25 protein-coding genes and 1 riboswitch are annotated in these 25065 nt (G+C 48.3%); of the genes, 3 read left to right on the top strand and 22 right to left on the bottom strand.

Features of this window, described 5'->3' with window-relative positions; translation table 11 throughout:
• Nucleotides 1-424: 424 nt before the first annotated feature.
• The 11 genes from EV209_RS12090 to EV209_RS12040 form a co-directional block, all read right to left on the bottom strand.
• Nucleotides 425-928: a shikimate kinase gene (locus EV209_RS12090; RefSeq protein WP_130435728.1), complete on the bottom strand. Its 504-nt coding sequence runs from the start codon at nucleotides 926-928 to the stop codon at nucleotides 425-427.
• Nucleotides 925-1506 carry a flavin reductase family protein gene (locus tag EV209_RS12085; RefSeq protein ID WP_130435727.1) on the bottom strand — a complete coding sequence of 194 codons (582 nt, stop codon included), beginning with the start codon at nucleotides 1504-1506 and terminating at the stop codon, nucleotides 925-927. The genes EV209_RS12090 and EV209_RS12085 overlap by 4 nt, the downstream gene beginning before the upstream one ends.
• 447 nt (nucleotides 1507-1953) lie before the next feature.
• Nucleotides 1954-2223 carry a tetratricopeptide repeat protein gene (locus EV209_RS12080; protein ID WP_130435726.1) on the bottom strand — a complete coding sequence of 90 codons (270 nt, stop codon included), beginning with the start codon at nucleotides 2221-2223 and terminating at the stop codon, nucleotides 1954-1956.
• 91 nt (nucleotides 2224-2314) lie between these two features.
• Nucleotides 2315-4063, bottom strand: a complete 1749-nt coding sequence (locus tag EV209_RS12075; protein ID WP_130435725.1) for an ABC transporter ATP-binding protein — start codon at nucleotides 4061-4063, stop codon at nucleotides 2315-2317.
• Nucleotides 4064-4078: 15 nt separating this feature from the next.
• On the bottom strand, nucleotides 4079-5017 hold the full coding sequence (locus tag EV209_RS12070) for an ROK family glucokinase (RefSeq protein ID WP_130435724.1): 939 nt from the start codon (nucleotides 5015-5017) through the stop codon (nucleotides 4079-4081).
• Between the two features lie 91 nt (nucleotides 5018-5108).
• Entirely contained in the window at nucleotides 5109-5789 is a 681-nt protein-coding gene (locus tag EV209_RS12065) for a DUF6580 family putative transport protein (protein ID WP_130435723.1), read from the bottom strand.
• Nucleotides 5782-7383, bottom strand: coding sequence for an ABC transporter ATP-binding protein (locus tag EV209_RS12060; protein WP_130435722.1), 1602 nt, complete (start codon nucleotides 7381-7383; stop codon nucleotides 5782-5784). The genes EV209_RS12065 and EV209_RS12060 overlap by 8 nt, the downstream gene beginning before the upstream one ends.
• Complete coding sequence (locus tag EV209_RS12055; protein WP_165388917.1) at nucleotides 7365-8234, bottom strand: energy-coupling factor transporter transmembrane component T; 870 nt, start codon at nucleotides 8232-8234, stop codon at nucleotides 7365-7367. The genes EV209_RS12060 and EV209_RS12055 overlap by 19 nt, the downstream gene beginning before the upstream one ends.
• Nucleotides 8231-9019: a DUF4430 domain-containing protein gene (locus EV209_RS12050; RefSeq protein ID WP_130435720.1), complete on the bottom strand. Its 789-nt coding sequence runs from the start codon at nucleotides 9017-9019 to the stop codon at nucleotides 8231-8233. Before EV209_RS12050 ends, EV209_RS12055 begins: the two co-directional genes overlap by 4 nt.
• Nucleotides 9020-9034: 15 nt before the next feature.
• Nucleotides 9035-11065, bottom strand: coding sequence for an outer membrane protein assembly factor BamB family protein (locus EV209_RS12045; protein WP_130435719.1), 2031 nt, complete (start codon nucleotides 11063-11065; stop codon nucleotides 9035-9037).
• Entirely contained in the window at nucleotides 11062-11331 is a 270-nt protein-coding gene (locus tag EV209_RS12040; protein WP_130435718.1) for a homing endonuclease associated repeat-containing protein, read from the bottom strand. The genes EV209_RS12045 and EV209_RS12040 overlap by 4 nt, the downstream gene beginning before the upstream one ends.
• Nucleotides 11332-11627: 296 nt before the next feature.
• Nucleotides 11628-11826: riboswitch (cobalamin riboswitch) on the bottom strand.
• 104 nt (nucleotides 11827-11930) lie between these two features.
• Between EV209_RS12040 and EV209_RS12035 the strand changes: the two genes are divergently transcribed.
• Both EV209_RS12035 and EV209_RS12030 read left to right on the top strand, forming a co-directional pair.
• Nucleotides 11931-12284: an Hpt domain-containing protein gene (locus tag EV209_RS12035; protein WP_130435717.1), complete on the top strand. Its 354-nt coding sequence runs from the start codon at nucleotides 11931-11933 to the stop codon at nucleotides 12282-12284.
• A 9-nt stretch (nucleotides 12285-12293) separates the two neighbouring features.
• A complete protein-coding gene (locus EV209_RS12030) occupies nucleotides 12294-13838 on the top strand; it encodes an HD domain-containing phosphohydrolase (RefSeq protein WP_130435716.1) in 1545 nt (514 codons plus the stop codon).
• A gap of 141 nt (nucleotides 13839-13979) precedes the next feature.
• Here the strand turns inward: EV209_RS12030 and EV209_RS12025 are convergent, their stop codons facing one another.
• The 11 genes from EV209_RS12025 to fabV all read right to left on the bottom strand — a co-directional run bounded on the left by EV209_RS12025 (nucleotide 13980) and on the right by fabV (nucleotide 23225).
• Nucleotides 13980-14591 (bottom strand): hypothetical protein, encoded by a 612-nt coding sequence (locus EV209_RS12025; protein WP_130435715.1) that lies wholly within the window; start codon nucleotides 14589-14591, stop codon nucleotides 13980-13982.
• A 44-nt stretch (nucleotides 14592-14635) separates the two neighbouring features.
• A complete protein-coding gene (locus EV209_RS12020) occupies nucleotides 14636-15343 on the bottom strand; it encodes an RloB family protein (protein WP_130435714.1) in 708 nt (235 codons plus the stop codon).
• Nucleotides 15336-16559, bottom strand: a complete 1224-nt coding sequence (locus EV209_RS12015; protein ID WP_130435713.1) for an AAA family ATPase — start codon at nucleotides 16557-16559, stop codon at nucleotides 15336-15338. Before EV209_RS12015 ends, EV209_RS12020 begins: the two co-directional genes overlap by 8 nt.
• A 306-nt stretch (nucleotides 16560-16865) precedes the next feature.
• Nucleotides 16866-17474: a flavin reductase family protein gene (locus tag EV209_RS12010; protein ID WP_130435712.1), complete on the bottom strand. Its 609-nt coding sequence runs from the start codon at nucleotides 17472-17474 to the stop codon at nucleotides 16866-16868.
• 32 nt (nucleotides 17475-17506) lie between these two features.
• The gene (locus tag EV209_RS12005) at nucleotides 17507-17935 is read right to left on the bottom strand and encodes a pyridoxamine 5'-phosphate oxidase family protein (protein WP_130435711.1); all 429 of its coding nucleotides are present in this window, start codon (nucleotides 17933-17935) and stop codon (nucleotides 17507-17509) included.
• 45 nt (nucleotides 17936-17980) lie between these two features.
• Nucleotides 17981-18880 (bottom strand): S66 peptidase family protein, encoded by a 900-nt coding sequence (locus EV209_RS12000; protein WP_130435710.1) that lies wholly within the window; start codon nucleotides 18878-18880, stop codon nucleotides 17981-17983.
• A 27-nt stretch (nucleotides 18881-18907) separates the two neighbouring features.
• Complete coding sequence (locus EV209_RS11995; protein ID WP_130435709.1) at nucleotides 18908-19354, bottom strand: MarR family winged helix-turn-helix transcriptional regulator; 447 nt, start codon at nucleotides 19352-19354, stop codon at nucleotides 18908-18910.
• Between the two features lie 119 nt (nucleotides 19355-19473).
• Entirely contained in the window at nucleotides 19474-20019 is a 546-nt protein-coding gene (locus EV209_RS11990) for an AAA family ATPase (protein ID WP_130435708.1), read from the bottom strand.
• A gap of 37 nt (nucleotides 20020-20056) precedes the next feature.
• Complete coding sequence (locus tag EV209_RS11985; protein ID WP_130435707.1) at nucleotides 20057-20914, bottom strand: DegV family protein; 858 nt, start codon at nucleotides 20912-20914, stop codon at nucleotides 20057-20059.
• Between the two features lie 8 nt (nucleotides 20915-20922).
• Entirely contained in the window at nucleotides 20923-21948 is a 1026-nt protein-coding gene (locus EV209_RS11980; protein ID WP_130435859.1) for a zinc-dependent alcohol dehydrogenase, read from the bottom strand.
• Between the two features lie 122 nt (nucleotides 21949-22070).
• Entirely contained in the window at nucleotides 22071-23225 is a 1155-nt protein-coding gene (gene fabV, locus EV209_RS11975) for an enoyl-ACP reductase FabV (protein WP_130435706.1), read from the bottom strand.
• Between the two features lie 168 nt (nucleotides 23226-23393).
• On the opposite strand from fabV, the gene malQ reads away from it, so the two are divergent.
• Nucleotides 23394-24935, top strand: a complete 1542-nt coding sequence (gene malQ, locus EV209_RS11970; RefSeq protein ID WP_130435705.1) for a 4-alpha-glucanotransferase — start codon at nucleotides 23394-23396, stop codon at nucleotides 24933-24935.
• Nucleotides 24936-25065 lie beyond the last annotated feature (130 nt).

Raw genomic sequence — 25065 nt, 5'->3', positions numbered from 1 at the left:
CTAACGACATTATACCATATCTGCTTCGCTGATATGATGCACTTCGTGCTCAAATGCGCACTCCGCTAACGCTTCGGCGCGTATAATGTCTAACGACATTATACCATATCTGCTTCGCTGATATGATGCACTCCGTGCTCAAATGCGCACTCCGCTAACGCTTCGGCGCGTATAATGTCTAACGACATTATACCATATCTGCTTCGCTGATATGATGCACTTCGTGCTCAAATGCGCACTCCGCTAACGCTTCGGCGCGTATAATGTCTAACGACATTATACCACATCCCATAGATTTGTAAATAACTTTGTCCTGGAGAGACGATGGAATCCGCTTCCATGAAATGGGAATATGCTGCACCTTGCAGAAGTTTCTCTGCATCTTTCTGCCAAAACGTATTGTATGCTTATATTTGAACAATATTCATATTTTCCCCTGTTCGGCCATTTCCCGCAGCTCGTCCACTACATCGCCCGGGGTTTTTCCGGTTTCGTCTATTACGATATCGGCATATTTCTCATAATAGGGAACCCTCTCTTCATACAGATCCCGCAATGTCATTCCCGGCTTCAGCACCACTCCCCGGTCTGTGGGATTTCCGATTCTGGCTTCAAACTCTTCGAAACTCAGTTTTAGGTATACTACATGGCCGATTTCTCTGAAATGGTTCATGGCTTCCTCGTAATAAACCACGCTGCCGCCGGGAGCGATTACTGCTTTATCTGTGTCAATTCCGCAGTTTACCTGGTTTTCAATTTTCATGAAGGCTTCCAAACCTTCCTGCGCGATAATTTCTTTCAGCAAACGGCCTTCCTGCTCCTGAATCAGAAGGTCAGAGTCGATGAACTGATAGCCCAGTCGCTTTGCCAGCAGAACCCCCACTGTGCTCTTGCCGGAAGCCGGCATTCCCACTAAGGTCAGATTCATTGTTCTTTTCCTCCTTTCTTCTTTCTGACGCTGTATCCAAATGTGCCCAGCGCCTTTCCAAGGCTGTAATATGTTCCATGGGAATAAGCGATTAACCCCGCTTTATCCAGGCAGAACCGGTTTTTATCATCCATAAACGCTTCATCCGCCTGTACTGCTGTCACCTCTGCCACAAACATGTCGTGGCTTCCAAGTTCCAGCACCTGCCGCACTTTACATTCAATATTTACCGGACTTTCAGCAATTAACGGGGCCTTTACTGTAGACGCGGCTGCGGCAGTCAGGCCCATCTCTTTAAATTTATCCGTATCCCTGCCCGACTTCACGCCGCAGGCGTCCATGGCCCTGACCAGCTTTTCCGTGGTCAGATTAATCACAAATTCACCGGTCTCTTTCAGCATATGGTGGGAAAACCGTTCCTTCCTCACAGATATGGAGACCATAGCCGGGTCGGAGCATACGGTTCCCACCCAGGCCAGCGTAATAATGTTGCTGTTTCCCGCTTTGTCCGCGACGGACACCATCACTGCCGGCAAAGGGTACAGCATATTTCCCGGCTTCCAGATTTGTTTGCTCATATTTTCTCCTTTGCACCGCAGGGTAATATCCCTGCGGTCATTTTTCTGTTACATAGGGAACGCAGTTTCCTATGCGGCAAATAAAAAGTCCGGCGCGCAGTGCGCATCTCCCCGGAGGGGTTTTCATGTCATAGGAACACTTTCCTATGACAGAGCAAAGAGTCCGGCTCGCCGGACTCTCGCGCCGAAGCGCGGTCGCTTTAGCGGCCATATTTCCTTAGCGCGCAGTGCGCATCCCCCCGGAGGGGTTTTCATGTCATAGGAACACTTTCCTATGACAAAGCAAAGAGTCCGGCTCGCCGGACTCTCGCGCCGAAGCGCGGTCGCTTTAGCGGCCATATTTCCTTAGCGCGCAGTGCGCATCCCCCCCGGAGGGGTTTTCATGTCATAGGAACACTTTCCTATGACATGAAAAAAGGGGCCGCCCTCCGGCCCCCTGTCATGTCCTTATTCCGCAGCTTCTGTCTCTTCATCCAGCATGCCGGTCAGATCGGATATTATCATTGCGCTTGCCTGATAAGTAGGACGGGCCGCCAGCTCCGCTTGATATTTGCTCCAGACGTTCCAGCCGATACCGCCTGCAATCCCGACAACAACCAGTGCCAGTAAAGTCCAGCCTGTAATGCGTGCAATCAGTTTCTTGCGCTTTTCCTTCGCCAGTATCTCCTTGCGGTGGGCTTTATATTCTTTATATCTGTTCACCTTTTCCTGACTCATCGCTATGTTCCTTCCTTATCTCTGTCTCAGCAGTTATTGATCCATCTTTTTGTTATTATATCATACGCCCACAAAAACCTCAACAAAAAATTCACTGGAACTGCATCTGGTACAGATGGGCGTACAGCCCTTCTCGGGACAGCAGTTCCTGATGGGTCCCTGTTTCTTCAATTCCGTTCTCTGTGAGCACCAGGATTCTTTCCGCGTTGCGGATGGTGGAGAGCCGGTGGGCGATTACAAAGGTCGTCCTGTTTTTCGCCAGCCGTTCCAGGGATTCCTGCACCACCCGTTCGCTTTCATTATCCAGCGCGGAGGTGGCCTCGTCAAAAATCAGGATCGGCGGATTCTTTAGAAATACCCGTGCCAGGGACAGCCTTTGTTTTTGTCCCCCTGACAGCTTCACTCCCCTCTGTCCGATGTCCGTATTGTAACCCTCAGGCAAGCTCATGATAAACTCATGGGCATTGGCATTTTTAGCGGCCTCCAGGATTTCTTCATCTGTAGCATCGGGCTTGCCGTAGCGGATATTGTCCAGCACCGTACCGGCAAACAAGTACACGTCCTGTTGAACAATGCCGATATTCCGCCTTAAACTCTTTAATGTCATGTTTTTAATATTTTTTCCGTCAATGGCAATCGTCCCGGAAGTGGCTTCATAAAACCTGGGAATCAGGCTGCACAAAGTGGATTTTCCCACGCCGGAGGAACCCACCAGCGCCACATATTCCCCTGCTTTTACATCCAGGCTCAGATTGCGCAGAACGTCTTCTGTGCTCTCTTCATAGCGGAAGGATACGTCCCGGAAGGATACGTCCCCCTTCAGCACCCCGGCGTCCTTCGCCCCGGGCTCATCCTGGATATCAGGTTCCACGGACAGGATTTCGATAAACCTGTCATAGCCGGAAGCGCCGTTTTGAAACTGTTCTGTAAAATTGATCAGTTTCTTCACCGGTTCGGTATATGTGTTAATATACAGCAGGAACGTCACCAGATCTGTTACCTGGATCCCGTCCCTTGTCAGCAGTATTGCTCCCGCCACCACCACTACGATGGTGATCAGGGTAGTAAAGGCGCCCAGGCCCGCATGATACTGGGCCATGCAGTAATAAGCCTTCCGCTTGCTGTTCAAGAAATTCTGGTTGCCTTCATCGAATTTCTCCTTTTCCATCTCTTCGTTGCCGAAGGATTTTACAACCCGTATGCCTGCAAGACTGTCTTCCAGCTGAGAATTAATGTCCGCAATGCGGGCCCTGTTTCTCTTAAACGCCCGCTTCATCTTCTTGTTGAAGTACAGCGCGTAGACAAACATCACTGGAATCACAGCAAATGCCGCAATCGCCAGCCCCACATTGATGTTCACAAGAATAATGAATGAGCCGATGAATTTAATCAGGGAGATCACAATATCTTCCGGTCCATGATGAAACAATTCCGTGATTTCAAACAGGTCGTTTGTCACACGGCTCATCAGCTGCCCCACCTTCTGATTGTCATAAAAGCTGAAGGACAGCTTCTGATAATGCGCAAAAATTTCCGTACGCATATCTGTCTCCATTTTAGCGCCCATCACATGACCCACAGATGCGATGAAGAAATTGCAGGCAGCTTCCACCAGCACCAGGCCCAGCATCAGAAGCGCCAGCATCAATATTTTCCTCAACGCCTCATCCGGCACCATGTATACCACTTCATTCGTGATATAGCGCACAATCAGTGGAATGACAAGCGTCACGCCGGCCCCCACCAGAGCGAATATCATGTCTGCCGTAAACATGCCCAGATAAGGCCTGTAATAAGAAAAGAATTTTTTCCACTTTCTGATCTTTTTTTGTTGGTCCATCTTTTAATAAACTCCTTATAACACCATTTTTGCAGCGCCGCAGATCCCCGCGTCATTGCCCAGGGTCGCCAGCGCCACATCCGCCTTTTTGTCAGATATAAAAATATTTTTTTCAAAATTAGTCCGCACCACGTCCAGCAGGATCTGCCCTGCACGGGACACGCCGCCGCCGATAATAAATACCTCCGGGTCCACTGTCAGGGCCACCCAGGACATCGCCAGCCCCAGATAACGCCCCAGCTCCTCCACAGCAGCCATAGCAACGGCATCCCCGCTTTTGGCCGCATCAAACACATCTTTTGCGGTCAGCTCTCCGATATCCCTCAGTACAGAACCCCCCGTATTCTGCATCAGCTGCCTGCGCGCCACCCGCACCACACCGGTGGCAGAAGCATATTGCTCCAGGCACCCATGGTTGCCGCAGTTGCAGGCTTCTGTTTCTGCAGGATTTACAGTCATATGACCCAGCTCGCCGCCCATACCGTGGCTGCCGGAAAAAAGCTGCCCGCTCATCACAATTCCCCCGCCGACTCCCGTCCCCAGGGTAAACATCACTACATTCTGATATCCCTGCGCTCCGCCCAACCAGGCTTCACCCAGAGCAGCCACATTGGCGTCATTTCCTGCCTTTACCGGCACGCCGTCCAGCAGCGCGCTCAATTCCTTGGCCGGATTCAGATCATACAGCCCGATATTCACGATTTTGCCCACATATCCGTCTTCTTCAACCGGGCCGGGGATTCCCATGCCCACGCCGGTCAAATCCGCCAGCGTCAGTCCGTGCCGGTCCGTCCGTTCTCTTATACTGGCCGCAATATCGGGGAACACATGGGACGCCCCATCCTCCTTGCGGGTCACGATTTCCCATTTATCCATCAGGCTTCCTGTAATATCGAACAGCCCCATTTTTACTGTAGTCCCTCCGACATCCACTCCAACACAATAATTCTTCATATTCAATTCCTCCTGCGTTTACTGTCTTCTTTTCAGTATAATACAAAAAAATGCAGGATACAAGCATAAAAGCCTGTATCCCGCTATCTTTTCAGATTCCATATTTGCTCTGTATCCGCCGGATCTTCTTCTTCCAGGGCCCTGTTGTCAGGGCAAGAAAGCCTGTGGTAGCCAGGCCGTGGAGCAGTGAAAAAGGCAGGCCGGCACCATAGGCTGCCAGCGCTCCCGTCCAGGTAAAGGGAGAAACAAAACCCGCGATATACCAGGTATCCATAATCCACCCATAGAGCAGGGCTGCGCAGAAGCCAAAGCCAAGCATCTGCCATGTCCTTTCCAACATCCCCCTGTCCGATAACAGCCCCGCCAGATAGCCTGTCACTCCCCAGGAATACATCTGCCAGGGAGTCCAGGGCCCCTGCCCAAAAAACAAATTAGACGCCAGGGCTGCCAGGGCACCTGTCAGGAAACCGCTCTGTCGCCCAAAGCAGCACCCCCCAATGATCACAATTGCCGTCACCGGCTTTACACTGGGAAAAGCTGCGAACAAAACTCGTCCTGCGGCGGCTACGGCAGCCAGGATCACGGGCGGCATCATTTCCCTTGCCCTGGGCTTTCTCCTCTCAAACCGCAGGAAAAACGGGACCATGGACAGTGCCGCCACAAACAAGGTCAGAACTGCTGTATACTCTGTCCCCATAACAGTACAGAGGATCAGTACAGCCGGCACAGCCAGCAGGATCACCGGTTCCAGACAGTTCAAAATCTTATTCATACGCCACGTCCTCCGGGACAACGCACCTGTCAGCAAACCCCCGCATCATCCTGTTTGTCTGAGTTGTATAAAACAGATTGGAAGCAAAAAATTCTTTGCCCTGATCCGTGCAGACGATCTCTCCATCCGCCAGCATGGAGCATCTGTCCGCCACTTCAGCGGCAAATTCCAGATCGTGCGTGACCATCAGAACTGTCTTTCCCTCCCTTCGGAGCTCTTCCAGCACAGTCTTTAACTCCCTTTTTGCAAAAACGTCCAGGCCTTTGGTTGGTTCATCCATCAGAAGCAAGTCCGGCCGCAGCAAAAGCAGTTTTGCAAGGGCGGTCTTCTGCTGTTCTCCCCCGCTGAGATCATAAGGGTGACGTCCGGAGACATCCCGCAGCCGAAAACGTTCCAGCATATCATCCACTTCCTTTTCCCCATATCCAAAACGTTCTGAAAGTTCTTCCAGCTCTTCCTGCACAGAATCTGCAGTCAGCATCGCTTTGGGATTCTGAGTCAGCATGGCGGGCCGCAGCCCTTCCTGTATCCGGATTTTCCCTCTCTGAGGTTTTCTGACACCGGCCAGCAAGTTCAGAAAGGTGGTCTTTCCTGAACCGTTCCCTCCCAAAACCACATGAATTTCTCCCCGGAAGATTTCCAAGGAAGCCTCCCGCAGTACAAAATCTTCCTGGCGGCCATAGCGGAACCATACCGTCCCGGCTTTCAGAACCGTTCCCCTGGCCTCTGAGTCCCGGCCGGATATCCCTCCGGCCGAATCAGGACGCCTGCAGGCAAAGGTTTTATTCCTGTTTGCCTTTTCTGCCGCCCAAATGCGCCCCTGGGCGACGGACAGCGGACAGGTTGTTTCACTGTCTCCGGTTTCGGACAGCCTGCCCCAGATTCTGGCAGGAGCAGGAAGGATCCCCCGCATTGGCAAGGGCTGTTTTTCCATCCAGGCGGCCCATTCTCCTGGCCTGCCCTGCATCTTGATCACCCCTTTTTCCATCCAGATCACCCGGTCTGCCCCGGAAAGAATCTCCTCCAGCCGGTGTTCCGACATCAATACTGTAATCCCCAGCTCCCTGCGGATCTTTTCTACTGCCTGCAGAAATTCCCCCGCCGCAATAGGATCCAGCTGCGCTGTAGGCTCGTCCAGCAAAAGGAGCTCCGGCTGCATGGCCGTTACTGCCGCAAGGTTCAGAATCTGTTTCTGCCCGCCGGAAAGCTCGTTTACTTTCTTACCAAGCCATGGCCCGATCCCAAAAAAATTTACAGTCTCCGCCATCCTCCTGCGGATCACCTGGGGCAGAAGGCCCAGATTTTCCAGGCCAAAAGCCAGTTCATGGCGCACAGTATCCATGACCAGCTGGTTTTCCGGACTCTGAGCCACATAGCCAATGTGGGTCGCATGCAGGCTAATGGCTCCTGTCCGTTCCCCCACGGGGCTGATCTCCTGTTTCAGGCAGCGCAGCAGCGTGGTTTTTCCGCAGCCCGCAGGCCCGCAAAGCAGCGCCAGCTCCCCTGTCCCCAAATTTAAATCCAGGCCTTCCAGAGCAGGTTCTCCCGCGCCGGCATAAGTGAATCCAAACTGTTTTACCTCAAGCGCATCCACCAGATCAGCTCCTTTCCTTCCAGCAAGGCAGGAATCAGTAAATACAATCCGTATACGGGCAAAAAGCAGATACCTGCCTCCATACCCCCGAGAAACGGATAAAAAACAAATTCAGAAGCCTTCCCAAACACCCCAAACGCCGACACAATCAACAGCGCCGCCAGAATGAGGGCCGCCCGGTAATCTCCCCTGCTCATTCGTTCATGAATATACCTGCTTCTGGGCCCTTTTCCATATTCTCTGGCCTGCATGGAATCCGCTGTCTCCATGGAATTTTCCATGCTCCAATTCATCAGTACCGAAGCCAGACGCACGCCTTCTTTCATCTGTTCCCTTTTCCCTCCAGATTTGCCGCCGGTAAGAGCCTTCTGCGCCGCCCGGATCTCCCTTCCTTTTCCCAGCATATCAGGGATATACCGGAAAACCATAGAAAGCATCATGGATACGGTTGGAAACCCTCTGCCGAACAGTTCCAGGAATTTATCGCCGGTCATGATCCTCTGATAGCAGGCGAACCATTGCAGCACTGCCGCCAGCATTCCGCCGGAACAAAGGCCGTAAAATACTGATTCCCATGTTACAGGCGTCCCCCCCAGGTAAAACAGGACCGTCAGCCCAAGTCCTCCGGTCAGCCCGTTCACTGCTGCCGTAACCGCAACAACCGCCAATGTCGCCAATACCTGCCGGAACACGCGGCGCAGCCCGCAGGAAATCCCCAGAAGGACAGCTCCGCACAAATAGGAAACCAGCACATAATACGGATGGAGCGAGCACATGCACAATCCGGCTGCGCCTGCAAAATAGAGGAATACCACAGCCGGATGGTATGCTGAAAAACAATTCTTTTTCATTGAAGATCCTTCCCCATATCGCAGGTATAGCGCCACTGGACTGTATCCCCGTCTTTGAGCACATAATTGCTGCAGCTTGTTCCGGAAACCACGCCGTTTACAATGAACAGCCATCCGCTCTTGCCGCCGCAGTCCGGGTCTTTCTCTCTGAGAGACTGGATTGATGATACATACACGCCAAAGGGGGACGAATCCGCCTTCACCACCAGCCCGCTGTTCATCAAAGCGTCGTATACTGTCGCTCCCTTTTCCAGTTTCATAACCGCAGGAGAGTACATTACGCCGTCAGGCGCCGCTGCCTGGGCGATTCTGCTGCCCTTCTCCACAGCTGTTTTGCAGTCCACAGAGAACGTCACATGAATCTGATTTTCTTCCGCAGCAGCCATAGTCATATGCTCCGCAGCTGATTCGGCTTCCGTCTTTTCCTGCGCCGCAGTCTGTAAAGGCCCCGCCTGAGTCTCCTTTTTCCCCGGAGCAGAAGTCTGAGGGGCTTCAGGGACAGCGGCATCTCCCCCGTTTTCCCCGGTTTCTCCGGGAAGCGCTCCTCCTGCCGGATCAGAGATATGTTCTGTCGGCAAAACATCCTGAGATGAATCAGGGATTCCTTCTGTTGAAGAAATATCTGCCTCGGATTCCTCAAAACCATCCGTTTCTGCAGTCTGTACTGACGGAGCGGTACTGTCCGCAGTGCTCTCCTGACTGCTGGCCGCGGGAGAGCCAATGCTCCCGCAGCCTCCGGCTGTCAGTACAAAGATCATCAATAAAAAGAGTAATTTTTTCTTCATTCTGTCCAGCTTTCTTTAGTTGTTCTTCAGTCTCCTGCCTTTGGTCCCCGCCGCTGCCAGCAAGCCCGCGCAGGCCAGCGCCATAGACAAAATCACGCCTCCGGGAACTCCTGAATCACCGGTTGCCGGGGAATCTCCCATTGCTTCCGAACTGAATTCCTGCTCTGCGGAGGATTCCCTGTCCCCGGCGCCGGCTGACTCTGTGGATACTTCCGGGGACTCCTCTGTCTCCCCCGCGCTCTCCGTGCCTGCTGTGGGAGATTCTTCTCCGGGAACCTTTTCAACGGCGAACAGAGCGCCGGAATCGTTAGTGTAGTATAAAACTCCCGCCCCATCGCCTATCACGCTGGCAATACAGTAATTCTGCAGGGCCTCCTCCGGAGTATACAGCGCTTCGGATTTTCCGCTGCCTGCATTCAACACATATACTGCTCCCGGGTTTTTATTCACCGTATAATATACAAAAGACTGGCCGTCATACCCTGTGCTCACCAGCGGCGCGGATTTGACCTCTGCGTCTGCGGATACTGTCTGCACCACTTCCATGCTGTCCCTGTCGATCACAGCCAGAACCCCTGTGTAATCTGCTCTGCTTCCTCCCACAAATACTTTCCCGCCTGCCGCTGCCGGAGTTCCTGTACTGTACGCCGCAAATAAAACAGAGCGGTGAGCGCCAAATGTACCGTCCTCTTTCAGCTCTATCTGATGCAGTCTGCCATCCTTGGAAGCCACATAGGCCATTCCCTGGTCCACAGCAACCGTACCGCGAACGCCGCTCTCCAGATCCATCTGTGCCTGCACTGCGCCGTCTGCTGCATTCAACGCGGTAAGGACGCCGTCGTCTCCTGCAAATATCACCGTATTATTCACAACTGACGCGCCGCTCCAATAATATCCTGCCTGCTGGTTTTCATATGTCCAAACCGTTTTGCCGGTATTCTCATCCAGGGCCAGGAATACCCCTTCATAGGAACTGCTCCAATCCGCTACTGCCGTACCCATGTAGACCATTCCTCCTGAACAGGTAATCGGCGTCAGGGATTGGTGGCTCCCCTGCGCTCCTGCCGGCACTCCCTCAGATATCCAGACAGTTTTCAGCGTATCCGCCGCCAAAGCCTGTATCGCCCCTCCTTCTATAGGAACCAGTATCTTCCCGTTTGAATAGGCCATACGGGTGGTGAAACCGATTTTTTCTGCCAGCTGGCCTTCTTTAATTATCTGTCCCGCCGAATCCAGCACTTTCAGCTTATCCCCGGCAGCAATGTAAATCTGGTTATTCACCAGCAATGGTTCAGAAATATTCGTAGCCCAATCTGAAACCGCCTTCAGCCCCGCCGTCCATTTCAGAGAAGCTTCGGAAGCGGTTCTGGCCGTCTGAGCTGAGATCACCCCGTTATTGAATGAATTTTTCCCAAAGCTGCTCCACTCCGACGAATAATCCGGCAGAACCAGGTCTGTCTCCATGGTGATATTATAATTTTCATCAATCCTGGAGTCGCTGGAAAAATCATCCACATACAAGAACTGGATTCTGTCCCCGTCCTGAACCACATATGAATCCGCTGAATCCATAGGGGATATGTTATTCACATAATACATCCATCCGCTGTATTGGGCATTCGTACCGGAAGCCAGGGTCACGCCGGAGGGGGAGGTCACAGAATCAATGAATTTCCCATAGCCGCTGTCCTGAGCGGTAAAAGTAAATCCCCCCTCTTGCAGTGCCCGTTCAAAAACCTGATATACCGTGTCGCCCTTCTGCGCAGTGTAGGGAACCTCCAGCCACTTTACAAAGCCCGTATGGGCCCCATTTCCATGTGCCGAATCTCCCACCAGCACAAATGTACCGGCGACCCCCTCCTGATTCGCTTCCTGATCAGACAGCAGAGTTGCCTCCGTTGTCTCTGGCGCGCTGACGGCTGCACTTGTCTCCTCAGCCCCAGTAAAGGCCTCTGTCTCTGCGAAAACAGGCGCTGCGGGCAGCAACATAAATATCAGCGCTGCGGACAGCAGCCAGGTAAAAAATTTCTTTCTTTGTCTGTTCATTCTTCTGATCCTTTCTTTTCCTGATTAGTTCCGGTTTCTTTCCGCAGATCCGCCTGTCTGCGTTTTCTCGGGTGAGGGCTGGCCTTTTTCTTCTTCTCATTGCCCTGCTTCAGCCCGGCCCGCTCCAGTGCTCTGGGCCACGGCCCCAAAACTGATTTAATAAAGGAAACTTCAGTATCCTGAAAATCCCCTTTTACAGGCAGCCTCCCCAGCTTCACCCAGCAGTTTTTCAGCAGGCAGATTGCCCGCAATTCTTTTTCTTCCATTCCTTCTGCCTCCTGTATGAAAAAGAATCCCGCTCGCGGGATTCCCCGCCTGCGGCGTGTCGCTTTAGCGACGTGATTTCTTACGCCGCAGTGTGATCCCCCGGAGGGTTTTGTTACATAGGGAACGCAGTTTCCTATGTAATTAAAACAAGCTCCCCCGAAGGAGAGCTAATGTACAATACAAATGCGCGCAGCCTGCGCCCGCCAGATAGGAAAAGGGCGCACCAACCCGGAACAGCGCATACTGTTCCTGCAGCTTTCGCAAATGGTTGTACTTCCCCTTCGCCCGAGACTTCAAAAACCATGAACATACGGCAGGTCTTCTGACTTATGGGCGGCCTGAGCGGCCCTACAGAAACCTTCTCAGGAAAAACTCCCAATGGCAATCTTCTGCTTCACCCAAATACAGCAATGGCGGTTGTGCCGGATTCGAACCGGCTTCCCTATCAATCTACTCAGTTCACAACTTTTCAAACCGTATCTTCTTCATTAAATTCGCTTTATTTTAGCATAACTTCTTTCTTTTGGCAAGTGCTTGACATCACCTTTCTTTTCCGGTAAACTGAAATTAATTGTAAAAATGGCGGAAGGAAAATGATATGGAAATAGAAGAAGTAATGGCCCCTGTTGTAGATGATATGGAAACAACAATCCGCCGTTTTGCCGGCCGGATTGAATTATGGGAAAAATTTTTGCTGAAATTTAAGGACGATCTTACTTATACCGAACTTCAGACGGCTTATGAACTGTCAGACGGACCGGCCATGGAACGCGCTGCGCATACAATGAAGGGAATCGCTGCTAATCTGGGCCTGCAGCGGCTCAGTGACGCGTCTGCGGATATGGTCCGGAGCGTCCGTGAGAACAGGCCGGATCTTTTTGAAAAAAATATGGAAGCAGTCCGCAGAGAATATCAGGCCGTTCTGGATGCAATCCGGAAATTTGCCGATTAGGAGACATTTATGGCCCATCAAAAAGTACAGACACTCCTGATAGCGGATGACTCGGAAATTAACCGGGCTATTCTCAGCGAGATGTTCATTGATGATTACAGGATCGTAGAAGCAGAAAACGGCCGTGCGGCGATTGAGAAAATTCAAGAGCTGGACGGTTGTCTTACTGCGCTTTTTTTGGATATTGTTATGCCGGAAATAGACGGTTTCGGAGTACTGGAATACCTGCACCTCCATCAGATGATGAACGAATTCCCTGTTTTTATGATTACTGCCGAAACTGATATGAAGATGATTCTGCATGGTTATGATATGGGTGTGGCGGATATCATCAATAAACCCATTGAGCCCATTGTGGTCCGCAGGCGTCTGAGCAACGCGATTGAGCTGTTCCTGAACAGAAATCATCTGGCCAGCCAGGTAGCTGAGCAGGTCCAGCTGATCCGCAGACAGGCAGATGAACTGCGAAGCATTAATATATCCATTATTGACACTCTCAGCTCTGTCATTGAGTTCCGCAGCGGAGAATCCGGATCACATGTCCGCAGGATAAGAGAAGCAACTTATACGCTGTTTTCCAATATTTCCCGCATCCGTCCTGACCTGAAGCTGGATCAAAATGCGGTGGAAGCAATCAGCAGCGCTGCCGCCATGCACGATATCGGCAAGATTTCGATTCCCGATTATATCCTCAATAAACCAGGACGCCTCACTGCAGAGGAATTTGAAATCATGAAGCGGCATACCGTTTATGGCTGCGATATCCTGGAGAGCATTACTGTGTTAAAACAGTCGGAGCTTTACCAGTATGCTTATGATATCTGCCGTTACCATCATGAGAGGTGGGACGGAAAAGGATATCCGGACGGCCTGAAAGGCGATGAAATCCCGCTTTGGGCCCAGGTAGTATCCCTTGCAGATGTGTATGACGCGCTGGTCAGCGACCGAGTTTACAAAAAGGCGCTGTCCCATGAAAAAGCGCTTAAAATGATTGCCGGGGGAGAATGCGGCGCTTTTAATCCCACGCTGCTTCAGTATTTCTTGAGCATGGCTGATTATCTCCGTGACACTCTGTATACATCCTCGGACGAGCTTGGGGCTTCCCAGACATCTCCTCTTCCAACGAAGTATACTGCAGTATCCACTGCGGCGGAAAATCTTCTGACACAGTTGGAGACAGAACGTCAGAAAACCCTTTTGTTTTCCCTGCTTTCCGATGATATCATGTTCTATATTGATTTCCGGACTGATACCATCGAATATACCAGGCGCTGCAAAGATCTTTTCCCCGGGCCCTACCGCCGTATCCACGCTACAGACTATCTGCAAAACAACAGCCGCCTGCTGCCGGAAGATCTGGAAGCGCTCAGATGCGAACTAAAAAACATTACCCAGCAGAATCCAGACATTCAAACCACTGTGCAGGTCCATATGGACAAGGGAGAGTATAGAAGCTTTAAGCTCCATCTCTATTTCTGCTTCTCCAACGAAGCCTCTCCTGAACGTACCGGGTGCCTTGGCAAGATGGAGCCGGTGAACGAGCAGCAGAACTGAATGGTTTACAAAAAAAGAGACTTTTATGTAGAATGCGGTGTAGCTTCATTTGAGAGGCTGCACCGCATCTATATATATGCTTATATCGCCAAATAATGTTTAGATATATATATAAAGTTAGCCAATAATTTTTTAGGTTATTTATTCATGTGTGAATGACATGCTTCCATCCGGTATTAAAACATAATAAAAACCATTCCCCACATGGATGCATATGTTCCATTCATCAACAGAAAAAATTTGCGATGGTGGATTAGGACCTATTTCTAAACCACAATTTTTAATTTGTCTAAAATATATTCTATTCAACAAATACAATCCAGCCAAGGCCATAAATACATTTTCTAAATTTCCACTCTTAAAATTATTATTTTTTAAGCGATCATGTTTCACTTTGTTATAAGCCTTCCACCACTTTGGACTATCAGAAACTGTCCAGCCATCAAAGGGTATATACTTTTTCTGATTAATTTCAAAAATAATCTTTATTTCAGATATATTTTGATAATCACATAGAATTTCAGCATATTGATATATATGCCTAAGTTCTTTATCTGCATCAATTTCTTTGCAAAGTTCCTTACAAAGCATATCAATCTCTGAACAAATCGACAATAGTTGCTTTTCATATTCGATGGAATAAGTCAAAAAATTATCTTCTGAAAATTCCACATAATTTAACGTTTCTATAAATTCCCTTTCTAGTCTTAAATAATATGGCCATACTCTGATTTCAAATTCCTGTCTCGTCATCTTTATCCTTTCTTCTATATGTCATTCTAACTTTAATAATCATCTTACGGACAGTCCACAAAATTACGTTTTTCATCCTCGGGCAAATATTTCACCAGTTCCTCCACTAATTCATATACCTTCGTTCCCGGCGCAATCTCTGCCGGCTTCTTACCTTGGCCATTTTTTATTATGTGTTTCGCATATCGAATCGCCAACTTTGGACTTCCTTTCTCCATCAAAATGTTAAAAATATCATCCATGTTCTTCTGATATTTTCCAATTCCAAGTTCTTTGAATTTATTATTAAGAAATGTAGTATATTCTGAGCGATGATTATTGGCTGTATAATAAGCAAAATGAAGAAGAAACCAGAACTCAATACATTCATTACTCCAGGCCGTATGATACTGCAACTCTAAATTTTCTTTATTCAGACTCTCAGCACGTTCCACGACACCATTAAAATGTTTCGGCGGAAAGCTGTCCTTATCATATACACACCAAATCTGACCCTTCTTTATTTTGTTTTTCTTTACATAATCCTCTGCCATACCAAGTACACGCATAGTTTCTGCCTGACATGGCTCAATTTCAATCAAAACCATGTCCCGATAAATCGGATTTTTTTCTATCAATTTTTTAAACCCTCGGAAATATTTAGGTTCAGTCTCCTGTCCTTCACAGAAAATATAATATCTGTACATTTTCATTTCCAAATATTCCTGGCGACGCTTTTTTCTCCACTCCTCTGTTCCGGCTTTTTTAGGCATTTATCTTCCCCCAATCTATAATTTTTCTGAGGTAAGGATCAGCGCCATACTTACCTTCCAGATACTGCTTATCAAATTTAGCATCCTTACGAACAGATTCGCCCTTTTCGTTTTTAAATTCTACTAAAGAGTACAACTGAGAATTCTGAGCAACCCCTTTCGCCGCAAACCAGATTTCGTCTCTGCGAAAGACTTCATTATTCATTGTAGATAAATCATGTGATGTAAAAATTAACTGAGCATTTTTCTTATTGATACTCATATCATTGAACATCATTATAATGTGACGCAATAAAACCGGATGAATTTTTGCATCCAATTCATCAATCACCAGAACAGTTCCCGTCAATAAACTTGTAGCGATAAATGGCATTAAACCAAACAGCTTCTTTGTTCCGCTGGATTCTTCCAATAAGTTCAGTTCTGCTTCATATCCTTCTACCATATGCTTTGTGTACACATCAATTCTATCGTTTTCATCTTCAACCACACGGAAATCCACGATATCCAGATCCATTTCCTGAATCATCTCCAACATTAACTGCTTCACATACTCAGAATTTGATACTGCCATCCGAAGTTCTTCAATCGGATTACTATAATTCAAGAATTCAATTCCATACTCAAACCATTCTAAAACATCTTTCACAATTTCATTTTTTTTGTATGTGATTCCAAGGAAAGACAACAATGGTAATGTCGCAGATAGTTCGTCACTGATCTTTAGATTAGTAAATACACCTTTTAACGTGGTTTCTTCATCCCGTTCAAAAAGTGCAGATTTTCTTCCAGTATCTAACTTTACACGATCAAGACTTTCATAAACAACCACATCTCTTTTTACATGCAGGATATATCTATATTCAGCAATTTCTGTACGGAAAAAAATTTCAAACTCTGTCGGTTGATTTTTTGTTTCTTCACTAAACGCAAATGGTTCAATTAGCAATTTTTTCTGAAGGAAAATACGTTCATCATTATCTCCAGTTGCATATAATGGACGCAATACTTTTGCCGCCAACATATGCAGTCCTTCTAAGACATTTGACTTTCCTCCACCGTTTGGTCCGTATATTGCTGAAACAGGTAAAAACTGTTCTCCATCCTTATCTCTTATTACTTTATCCTCATGCTCAGTAATAGCCGCAGCCTGCATATCAAAAGTCACTTCATCTCGAATGCTCTTATAATTTTTAACCGAAAACTGGCATAACATCTTGATACCTCCATTTCACGATCTTTTTTTACCTTCTATTATACTCTGTTTTTCTGTTTTGTAAACAAAATATGAGATTTTTTCTCAAATATTTGTTTCAAATTTAAAAATAACTATATTTTTAATTCTCTGGAGGGTTTTGTTGCATAGGGAATATAGTTTCCTCTGCAACAAAAAAATTTGCATCTATCCCGAAGGACAGACACAAATCAAGTTTTTTCTACTGCAAAGCTAATATTTTTCCTGATATTAATTTGTTTTATAAACCTTTTTATCCCGACCCAGAGATAATCACAGCAAGCATACTTACTCATAAACAGTTTCAATCTGGGATATCACTGATTCTGCACCTGCAAAATGCTCTTTCCATTCACCCATCTCGCCAAGCTTCTCACCAATTGAATAATATTGATACGGGCTGTAAACTGCGGGACGGATATATTTAAGATCAATGTGTTTCATATCCATATCTTTATATTCCTCATCAATTTGGATACTAACGATTTCTGCAATAAAAAGGTCCGCCCCATCCAGCGCAAAATGCTTTTTCACCCTGCATTCATATATCCAATGGCTTTCATCAATGATGGGCACATCTACTTTTCGTCCACGCTGAATCGTATAATTCACAGCGTTTTTAGTACCGTTTTCTCCCCTTGTCGTTCCAAAATAATCCGCCAGCCACAAATTGTCCTCTGTAATTAAGTTGGCAGAAAAACGTCCTTCACGAAAAATATTTGTTTTCGTCAGCTTGCTCCCACCAATGCTCATCATAAGGCAGGGCCCGTTATCTGCTGAAAAACCAAGCCAGGTAATAATGCAAAAATTGGGAGTGCTGTCTTGATTGTATGTTCCAATCATATACATAGGCTGCGGGCTAAATACAAAGTCAGGCTGTAAATCTATTTTGTTCATATATCCTCCTGAGTATCAATTTACCGGCTTCATCAAACCAAATCATCAAATTCAAAACTCTCTGTTTTCAAATTACAATAATACCTTCCCTTTACCGCAGTAAACTTCAATACACAATAATCCGGATCGCTTACGCCCTCTTTATAATACATTGTATCTCCGGCGCGCCATATTTCCTGCTTTATTTCCTGATCCTGCAATACTTCCATTGTTCCAACCAGCATAATGCCTTCATACTTAATACGACCTTTATGATAGGAATAAACGCTGGCTTTCGGATTTTTCAAATATTGCTGTGTTCGCATGGAAGATGTATTCGTGCTGAAGTAAAAATTGTTCCCGTCTATCTTTCTGGGCAGCAGCATGGCTTTCATATTGGGGTAGCCTTGTTCATCCACCGAGGCAATAAAAGCTGCCTCTTGATTGAGAATAAATTCTGCAATCTGCTCTTTTATTTTCATGGGTACTCCTCCTTTTTATTTTCCTGAAAACTCCGTAAAATATTTTCAACTGAAACCACGGTAAATCAGACTTTGGTTTTCACTGTCAAGATGGGCCTCCGCCCCAATAGGCAGAATACCATGCTTCACGCCATGCCCAAAATCATCTGTATATACAACAGGTATATTGTTCACCCGACCAAACCGCTCAAGGCAATACAATAATGCATCCGGAGGGTTCGGCGAATAATGCCCGAAAATCAGTCCGGCTACGTTATTTATAAATTCACTCTGCTCAATAAAAGCGAGATAAGTGCTCACAGCGCCGACACAGCTGAATTTTTCATGATCTTCAAGAAACAAGATATATTTTTGATTCCCATCATAGTTAAAATATTTATTGGACAGCATTAACCCGACAATCGGCGCATAACCGCCAATTAAAATCCCGTCGCAAGAACCCGCACACAGTATTTTCCAGCGGCTGTCCCTGGCAAAATGCCTTGCTTCGCAGCCTTCAATAAAGTGTGAAATAAACTGCGTATAGTCGTAGTATCTCAAATCAGCAAACTCGCCTGGCCCACAGCCATAATAAGTTAACAGCCCCGTTTGGGCATATATGGCATTCAGGATTGAAGTGCCATCGCTGTAGCTGCTGAACAGTTTCGGATATCTTCGGATATTTTCATAATCAATATAAGGCAGGATCTCAACAGCGCTCTCTCCGCCGCCAAATAACACCATCTGTACACTTTTATCCGCAACCATTGCATTCAGGTCCGAAGCGCGCTCTTCTGCACTGGCAGCATATCCAAAAGTATTCTTCTGTATATTGCGGCCCAGCACCACCTTATATCCAAGCCGTTCCATTGTCGCGGTGATTATTCCATACCGTTCCATATCAGCTACATGGCTGGTGCAGATAATCCCTATCGCTCCGTCTTTGTTCAGTCTGTCCGCCTGCATTGAAATACCTCTTTTCTGCCGCATAAATTATTTATGCTTATTTGCATCTTCAGCCCCAGTCAGGGTATCAAGTATACGGACCAGGTACTGCTCAAACTGCTTTTGCTCTTTCTCAGAAAACCCCTGATAAAATATGGCGTTCATCTGCTGAGAGACCTCTTCATATTTTTTTTGTAATGATTTGGCATAATCCGTAAGTGATATCACCGTTTCCCTACGATTGCCAGGGTTGATCGCCCTCTCTAAAATCCCTTTATTAACCATGCCGTTTACCACTATTGAAACCGTATTTTTAGCAAGAGCTGTTTTCTTACTGATTTCACTGATCGTAAGATGATCCGTTTTCCATAAAACAAATAAAATCCGCCCCTGTCCCCCGCTGATCTCTATATTGTTCTCATGCAGCAGGCGTTCGAAAATCCTGTCCTGAAGCTGTTTAATTTGGGTAATATAAAATCCTCCTCTTGTTTCCAAACTCTCCCCTCTCTTTTCATGTTAGAACTATTCTATATAGAACTGTTATAAATATATACGATATCCTGAAAGAAGTCAATAGCCAGATTGCCTCTTCGATTGATTTAACGGCTATATATTCATAATATGCGAAAGGCGCCTTCCTGCAGCATCTTTTGAATGCACGCCGCACTCTCCTCAATGGTTTGTGCGGTGGTATCAATGACATTTGGCTCATACTTGCCCAAATTGGATAATGACTGCCAAACATCTATGATCGCGTCACGGCTCAAAGGAAAAAAATCTCTCTGTTCCCGTTTTAACGCCCGTGAAACCGTCGTCTGTTCATCCGGGCGCAAAACGATGTATCTTATATCAATTCCTTCCCTGGCTGTCTCTGTCCATGGCGCAAGAAACCACGGGCCTATCACCCCGTCCACATAAACCTCATACCCGCCTTCAGAAAACTTTTTAGCGCTGGCTACAACTGCGTCAATCACGGTTTCGTTCTGATCCCCTGATTCATCTAACCAGGGCGCAGTATATCCCTTGCGTATATATTGATAAAAGTCGTCCGTGTGCAGATGAGCTGCCCGGGCGCAGCTGGAATTTTCCGCCAATAAACGCGCTATGCTGGTTTTACCCGTCCCGCAGGCCCCGGAAACAATTACAATTCTTGCTTTCATGCTTACCTCCGCAAAGCAGCCTGGAATATTTCCGGCCTTATGCCTCTGTCTCGAACAAAATCCCAAGGGTATTCGGCCCGCAGTGACTGGAAATCGTACAGCTGGCCCTGGTCACATAGATATGTTCAAAATGCATTGTTTCCTGGATCGTTTTCTTGACCAGCTCTATATATGCTTCAGCTATCCCGGAATGAGTGATGAATATTTTATCTGTATTAATCTTTTCATATCCCGCAAGCTGGTCTTTTGTGTAGCGTACCAGCACCTTATCCAGGTTTCCCCGGTACTTTTTGCCCACTCCCATAGCCCCCGAACGGTTATCCACCTCAATACAAGGCTTTAAATTCAGCAGGTTAGCCCCGAAGGCCGTCACCGCGGAGCAGCGCCCGCCTGCGGCCATAAACTTCAGCGTATCCAGAATGAAGCTGGAATGCACGCGGCCCCGGCGCTCATTCAGACGCCTCTGAATCTCTCCCGCGCCCAGGCCGGCAGCCGCCATCTTTACCCCGTCCAGCACTAGATGGCCGGTACCGGTGGAAAGATTGCAGGAATCTACAGGATATACATGGCCCAGCTCCTCCGCCGCAAGGCAGCAGTTCTGATAGGAGCTGGACAGCGCTCCGCCCAGGTTCACATGAACCACATCGTATCCCTGTTTCACCCAGGGTTCAAAATACTGGATATATTCCGCCGCGTTCACCGCTGCGGTCTTGGGCAGCACCTTACGCTGTTCGTAAGCTCTGTACAATTCTTCCGGCTGTATAGTCACATTGTCCAGATAATCCTTTTCTTCCAGAATAATATGCAGCGGGTAGTATTCCACGTGGTATTGCTCTTTCAGCTCCCGGCCCAGATCGCAGGTGCTGTCGGCGCTTATAATAATTTTCTCTGCCATAATTTCTCCTATCTCTGCACATCAATCAGCACCTTCATGGTGCTTTCCCTGTTCTCGTCAATATACCGGTATGCCTTCAGATAATCCTCAAAGTCAAAAGTCGCTGAAATCAGAGGTTTCAGCAGGACTTTCCCCTCTCCGGCCAGCCGGATCGCTTCAAGATAGTCCTCATTCCGGTACATCATGGAAGTGTTCAGGTCCAGTTCATGATCATTGAGCACCGCCAGATCCACGGTAGCCAGGTCCGCGAATACCGCTACCAGAATAATCGTGCTGCCCTTTCTGGCATATTGGACGGCCTGCCCGATGGTCACGTTATTCCCGGCGCAGTCATAGATCACATCTGCTTTATCCGGGCCAAAACACTCCTCCATCGCTTCTCCGAAATCTCTTTCTTTCGTATTCACACAGAAATCGGCGCCGCATTCAGCCGCTTTCTTCAGGCGCAGGCTGCTGACGTCCGTGATCATCACCTGCCCGGCCCCCAGGCCTTTCGCAGCCTGCGCTACCAGAATGCCTATGGGGCCGGCTCCCAGAACCGCAATTTTCTGGCCTGCCACGTCTCCGGCACGGCGCACGGCATGTACTGCAACAGCCAACGGTTCTATCATGGCTCCTTCCGCATAGCTCATTTCTTCGGGCAGAGGCGTCACCCGGAAAGCGTCCGCAACGAAATAGTGGGAAGCCATGCCGGTAGTCTGAAATCCCATCACCTTCAGTTTCTCACACAAATTGTATTTTCCATGGCGGCAGGGATAGCACTCTCCACACACCACCTGAGGCTGAACCGTCACCTTCTGCCCAACGCGCAGATTCTCCACGCCGTCCCCCAGCGCGGCGATCTCTCCGGACACCTCATGCCCCTGTGTAACCGGATAAGAAGTAAACGGATGTTTTCCGTGATATACGTGAATATCAGAACCGCAAATTCCGATTTTCATCATTTTTATCAGGACCTGCCCTGGTCCGGCTTCAGGTACCGGCGCCTCCTGAAATTTGATTTCCCCCGGCGCTGTCATCACTTGCTGCAGCATTTTCATTAGCCCTACCTCCTCAAAAAAAGTACTATACTGATTTGATTCCAGTATAGCACTTTCCTGTTTTCTATTCCAGTTCTTTTCAGTTTTCCGCCTGATTTTCCTGTTTTCAGCCGTTTTTAAGTCAGAGGCACGTCCCTGGTATAGTCCACATTTTCAAACCCGAACCCGAACATATGGTAAAAATCTTCCCAGTAGCCTTCCAGATCCGCGCACTGCCGCAGATTTTCTGTATTCACCACTTCCCATAAACGCATTACTTCAGACTGAACGTCTTCACGCATTTCGTAGTCGTCCAGGCGAATCAGCCCACTGCCATCCGTTTCTGCCTGTCCGGCCAGTTTTTCTCTGAACAGGCGGTCCATCTGCTGGATACACCCTTCATGCAGTCCCTTTTCCTTCATCACATGATACAGTATCGCCATATACAGCGGCACTATAGGAATTGCAGAACTGGCCTGTGTCACCAGCGCTTTATTCACTGAAACCAGGGCCTCCGCCCCAGGAATCTCCTGATTGATTTTCCTTGCAGTTTCGCACAAATGCTGTTTTGCCATTCCGATCGTACCTTCATAATAAACAGGATAGGTTAACTCCGGTCCGATATATGAATATGCCAGCGTTTTGAAATGTGGCGCAAGCACGCCGGCTCGGGACAAAACACGCATCCAGTCCATCCAGTCCTCTCCGCCCATCACCTTTACCGTAGCTGCTGTCTCCTCCTGTGAGGCAGGGGAAATGGAAGCCTCTTCAATCTGGTTATTTCTGAGATTCAGGGATTTATTAGTAAATATTCCATTTGTTGTTTTTAATACAGAGGAATACACCGTCCCGTCCGGCATGGTACGGCGCGGCGCGGCCAGGCTGTATATCACCATATCGATTTGTCCCAGGTCCTCGCGGATCGCCTGAACCGTCTGCTCCTTCATCTCCATGGAAAAAGCGTCCCCGTTCAGCGTCCGGGCATAGAGCCCGTCTTCCTCTGCAAACCCCTCAAAAGCCATTGTATTATACCAGCCGGGGGTGGCAGTGCGTTTTTCTGTAGCTACTTTTTCAAACATAATGCCCAGAGTAGCGGCCCCGCATCCAAAGGCGGCTGCGATCCTGGAAGCCAGTCCGTAACCCGTAGACCCGCCGATTACCAGAACTTTGGACGGTCCTTCCATCCTGCCCCGGCTTTTTACATATTCTATCTGTTGCTTCACATTTTCACGGCAGCCGTCGGGATGCGCTGTGGTACAAATAAACCCTCTCACCTTTGGCTCGATTATCATGTTCTTTTCCTCCCGGAATCATTTATTTTGATCTTCAAACAAAAACAGTGTAGCACAATTTCCCTGCTCTGGCAAGGCTTTTTGTAAAGTCCCATTGCAAACCCGCGTCCCATCCTTTATAATACATTTAGATTGCCGGGCTTGAAGCCCTTAATTTTGGAGGTACATATGAAAGAACAACAGAAGCCGCTTAGGATGGCTGGCATCCTGGCGCACCCCACTTCCTTCCCCTCCCCCTATGGAATCGGGGATTTCGGGAGCGGGACCTATGAATTTCTGGATTTTCTTGCCGCCGCGGGACAAAAGCTCTGGCAGGTCCTTCCTTTAGGCCATACAGGTTACGGAGATTCTCCGTATCAGTCATTTTCAGCCTTTGCCGGGCAGCCGCTGCTCGTCAGCCCTGAAAAGCTACTGGAACAAGGACTTCTGACAGAGGAGGATCTTAAAGATACTCCTGAATTTTCTCAGGATAAAGTGGATTATGGTCCGGTTATCACCTGGAAAACCGCTCTGTTTCATATTGCCTGTGAGCGTTTCAGGAAGTCCTCTTCCCAAAACCAAAAAGAAGATTTCCAGGCGTTTTGCTCCAGGGAAGCCGATTGGCTGGAAGATTACGCGCTTTTCATGGCTGCAAAAGACGCCCGCAAGGGGCGGTCTTTTCTGGAATGGCCGGCCTCTGATCGGCGCCTCACTCCTGAGTTAAGAAAAAACTGGAGCGCAGATCTGGCAGAAGGGATATACTATTACAAATTTATTCAGTTCCTTTTCTTCCAGCAATGGAATGAAGTGCGCAGCTACGCGGCAACAAAGGGAATTCTCATTGTGGGGGATATCCCGATCTTTGTATCCATGGACAGCGCCGACGTATGGGCCCAGCCGCATTTATTCCAGCTGGATTCCAAGGGATTCCCTACCGCCGTGGCGGGGGTGCCTCCTGACTACTTCAGCGAGGACGGCCAGCTCTGGGGCAATCCGCTGTACAACTGGGCGGCCCACAAAAAAGAGGGCTACCAGTGGTGGATCAAACGGATCAGCCATCAGCTGAAGCAAGTGGATTATCTTCGTATCGACCATTTCCGGGGATTCGAAGCCTATTGCTCCATTCCCTATGGTGAAACAACCGCTCGAAAGGGAAAATGGGTCAAAGGGCCGGACGCAGATCTGTTCCGCGCCATCCGCAGCGCTTTAGGTGACAGCCTGCCCATCTGGGCTGAGGACCTGGGCGTCATCACGCCGGAAGTAGAGAAGCTCAGGGATGATTTTGGCTTTCCGGGAATGAAGGTACTGCAGTTTGGGTTTGAAAATGAAGATGACAGCAGCATGCTGCCCCACAATTTTACTACGGCCAACTGTATCTGCTATACAGGGACTCATGACAATGATACTGCCCTGGGCTGGTATCTGAGCATGGATGAAGGACTTCAGGACCGGGTGCGCCGGTATATGAACACAGACGCGCGGATGATACATCTGGATTTCATACGGACAGCCCTCGGCTCTGTGGCCCGCTACGCAGTCTATCCCATTCAGGATGTGCTGGGTTACGGCAGCGACTGCCGCATGAACACGCCCTCCGTGCCTTCCGGCAACTGGCAGTTCAGATTTCGCAAAGATGCATTGTCTCCCGGTCTGGCACAGTATCTGAAAGAAATGGCTGTGCTGTACGGCAGATTCTCACCCGATAACAGCCCGGAGCCGGAAGAAGACTGAACCTCAATAAAGGGGGTTTGTTTCATAGGAAACACAGTTTCCTATGAAACAACCAAAAATACCCGTTGCACAAGAGCCAGCTCAGGCTGGCCCGGCAACGGGCATTTTTATTATCAGTAATGATACCTCA

This window comes from Cuneatibacter caecimuris, from assembly GCF_004216775.1.
In the GTDB taxonomy this organism is placed as follows: Bacteria; Bacillota; Clostridia; order Lachnospirales; family Lachnospiraceae; genus Cuneatibacter; species Cuneatibacter caecimuris.
Note: the sequence above shows the minus strand (reverse complement) of the source record. Positions and strands in the feature narration are given on the sequence as shown.